3 protein-coding genes and 1 pseudogene are annotated in these 3,073 nt (G+C 64.4%); all 4 read left to right on the top strand.

Features of this window, described 5'->3' with window-relative positions; genetic code table 11:
- Window positions 1-289 (top strand): annotated as a pseudogene (locus tag VL752_RS10470) (thiaminase II); the annotation flags it as partial.
- Complete coding sequence (locus VL752_RS10465) at window positions 286-1,026, top strand: ABC transporter ATP-binding protein (protein ID WP_325354879.1); 741 nt, start codon at window positions 286-288, stop codon at window positions 1,024-1,026. The pseudogene VL752_RS10470 and the gene VL752_RS10465, both read left to right, overlap by 4 nt.
- The gene (locus VL752_RS10460) at window positions 1,026-1,781 is read left to right on the top strand and encodes an ABC transporter permease (protein ID WP_325354877.1); all 756 of its coding nucleotides are present in this window, start codon (window positions 1,026-1,028) and stop codon (window positions 1,779-1,781) included. Before VL752_RS10465 ends, VL752_RS10460 begins: the two co-directional genes overlap by 1 nt.
- Window positions 1,778-3,055, top strand: a complete 1,278-nt coding sequence (locus VL752_RS10455; RefSeq protein ID WP_325354875.1) for an acetylornithine deacetylase — start codon at window positions 1,778-1,780, stop codon at window positions 3,053-3,055. Before VL752_RS10460 ends, VL752_RS10455 begins: the two co-directional genes overlap by 4 nt.
- The last annotated feature ends 18 nt before the right edge of the window (window positions 3,056-3,073 follow it).

Genomic DNA, 3,073 nt, shown 5'->3' with positions numbered 1-3,073 from the left:
CGAAATTGCGCTGGCACCCTGCCTCGCAGGCTATGCCGAAATCGCAGAGCTGCTGCTGGGAGACCCAGAGACAGTGTTGGAGGGCAATCCCTACGAACCGTGGATTCGCAGCTATGCGGGGGAGGAGTATCGGGCGACCGTGGCGCAGGCGATCATCGACCTGGATGATTTCGGACGCCGCCGAGGCGCTGAGGCGCGCTACGCCTCGCTGCTCGACACCTTCCGCACCGCGAGCCTGCTCGAAGCGCAGTTCTGGGCCATTGGCTGGCAGGACGGGGCCGAGGGATGACCACGGCCCCTTGCCCGGGCATCGTCATTGAAGGACTGGCGCTTCGCTTCGGTGAGCGTACGATTTTCCAGAATCTCGACCTCACCATCGCGGGCGGCCAGTTCGTGGCCCTGCTCGGCACCAGCGGCGTCGGCAAAAGCAGCCTGATCAAGATCCTTGCGGGCCTGTCGCGGCCTACCGCGGGCCTGGTGCGGTCGACCGACGGCGCGCCGTTGCAGGGCCGTATCGCCTATATGGGCCAGACCGATCTTCTCTATCCCTGGTTGACCGTGCAGCAGAATGTGATGGTCGGCAGCCGCCTGCGCGGCCAGAAGCCGGATCTGGACCGGGCGATGCATCTGCTGCAGCGCGTCGGCCTCGGGGAGCGCGCGAAAGCACTGCCGATGGAGCTTTCCGGCGGCATGCGTCAGCGCACCGCCATCGCCCGCACCTTGTACGAAGATCGGCCCATCGTGCTGATGGACGAGCCTTTCTCGGCGCTCGACACCATCACGCGCGCCCGCATTCAGGAATTGGCGGCCGAGTTGCTGCAGGGACGGACCGCGCTGCTGATCACCCATGATCCTTTCGAGGCCTGCCGGCTGGGCCACCATCTCGTGGTGATGTCTGGCCACCCGGCGACGCTCGGCGCGCCGATCCTGGTGCCGGGCAATCCGCCGCGCGCGCCGGACGATCTGCATTTGCTGGAGACCCAAGGCCATCTCATGCGCGTGCTGACGGAGCCCGAAACCGAATAATGAAACAGGTTCTTCGCCCGCTCATCACGCTCTTCGGCCTCATCCTGATCTGGTGGGCGATCACCGCCTTCACCTCCATCCCGCCCTATATGCTACCGAGCCCGATCAAGGTTGCGGAGGCACTTGTGGCGCAGCGGCAGACGCTGGTGGGTGCTACCGCCACGACCTTCGCGGAGATCATGTTGGGCCTTGCCTGCGGCACCATCCTGGGCGCGGGTCTTGCCCTCGGCATGGTCTTTTCGCCATTGCTGCAGCGCTGGCTGATGCCGCTGCTGCTGCTGAGCCAGGCGATCCCGGTTTTTGCCCTGGCACCGCTGCTGGTGCTGTGGTTCGGCTTCGGCATGGCTTCTAAAGTCGTGATGGCCGTGCTGGTCATCTTCTTTCCCGTCACCGCCTCCTTCTTCGACGGATTGCGCCGCGCCGATATCGGCTGGCTCGACCTTGCCCGCACCATGAACGCCTCTCCATGGGCCATCCTGCGCCATGTCCGCCTTTATGCCGCCCTTCCGGCCTTCGGCTCAGGCCTGCGTGTTGCCACAGCCATCGCGCCGATCGGCGCCATCATCGGCGAGTGGGTTGGTTCTTCGGCCGGTCTCGGCTACGTCATGATGAACGCCAATGCTCGCATCCAGACGGATGTCATGTTCTCCGCCCTCGCCATCCTCTCGGTCATGGCGATCCTGCTCTGGGTCGTCGTCGACCGGGTGCTGAAGCGCATCCTCTACTGGGCGCCCGATACGGTGCCAGAACAATGACCGCCGATCTTGATCAGTTGCTCGCCGCTGTCGAAGCGCGGCAGGGCGAAATCGTCGATCTGCTCTGCAGGCTCGTGTCTTTCGAAACGCCGGCACCGCCGGCGCGCAACACCGCCGAGGCGCAGCAGTTCGTGGCGCAGTATCTGCGCGAGCTTGGTGCCGAGATCGACATTTGGGACGTGCATCCCGGCGACCCCAATGTCGTCGGCATCCTCCGCGGCAGCGATGCCGGCGCGCATCACAGCCTCATCATCAACGGCCATGTCGATGTCGCCGCCGTGGAACCGGGCGAGGCCTGGGAGACGGGCCCCTTCCGGCCGATTGTCCGTGATGGCGTCATCATCGGGCGCGGCACGGCGGATATGAAAGGCGGCCTCGCCGGTGCGCTGTTCGTGCTCCGCATCATGGCCGATCACGGCGTCGCCCTTCCCGGCGATCTCATCTTCCAATCCGTGATTGGCGAGGAGGTGGGCGAGGCCGGCACGCTGCAATGCTGCGAGCGTGGCTATACCGCCGATATGGCGGTGGTCGTCGATACGTCGGATCTGCACATTCAGGGCCAGGGTGGCGTCATTACCGGCTGGATCACGGTGAAAAGCCCGCAGACCTTTCATGACGGCACGCGCGGCCACATGATCCATGCCGGCGGCGGCGTCTTTGGCGCCAGCGCCATCGAGAAGATGGCCAAGATTATCCAGGGGCTTGGCGAATTGGAACGCCATTGGGCAGTGACGAAGCAATATCCAGGTTGCCCGTTGGGTTCAACCACCATCAACCCGGCGGTGATCGAAGGCGGGCGGCACGCGGCCTTCATCGCCGACGAATGCCGGCTCTGGATCACTGTGCACTACTACCCAAACGAGAATTTCGCGGATGTGATAAGGGAGATCGAGGAACACATCGGCGGCGTCGCCTCTGGCGACCCCTGGCTGCGTGTCAACCCGCCGACCTTCGTCTGGGGCGGGACCTCGATGATCATCGACCGGGGCGAGATTTTTCCGGCCCTTGAGGTCGATCCCGCGCATCCAGGCACCATTCTGCTTGCCACGATGCATGAGCGCGTGGCGGCGCAGAAGGCGATCGTGGATGTGTCGCCAACCGTCACCGATGGCGGCTGGTTCGGTGACGCCGGCATTCCGGCGGTGATCTACGGGCCGGGCGAACTTCGCCATGCCCATAGCGTCAACGAGCAAGTCTCGATCGACCAGCTGGTGACCTTCACGAAGGTGCTGCTGGCTTTTGTTCTCAACTGGACGTCCACCCGGAAACAGTGAGCGCTTCGGCTTATTCCG

The organism is Acidisoma sp. (genome assembly GCF_035492295.1).
Lineage (GTDB): Bacteria > Pseudomonadota > Alphaproteobacteria > Acetobacterales > Acetobacteraceae > Acidisoma.
This window is presented reverse-complemented; position numbering and strand designations above follow the sequence as displayed.

Excerpts from the sequence above, each read along its gene's own strand:
- VL752_RS10465 (WP_325354879.1), top strand. The coding sequence starts at position 286 with ATGACCACGGCCCCTTGCCCGGGCATCGTCATTGAAGGACTGGCGCTT.
- VL752_RS10460 (WP_325354877.1), top strand. The coding sequence starts at position 1,026 with ATGAAACAGGTTCTTCGCCCGCTCATCACGCTCTTCGGCCTCATCCTG.
- VL752_RS10455 (WP_325354875.1), top strand. The coding sequence starts at position 1,778 with ATGACCGCCGATCTTGATCAGTTGCTCGCCGCTGTCGAAGCGCGGCAG.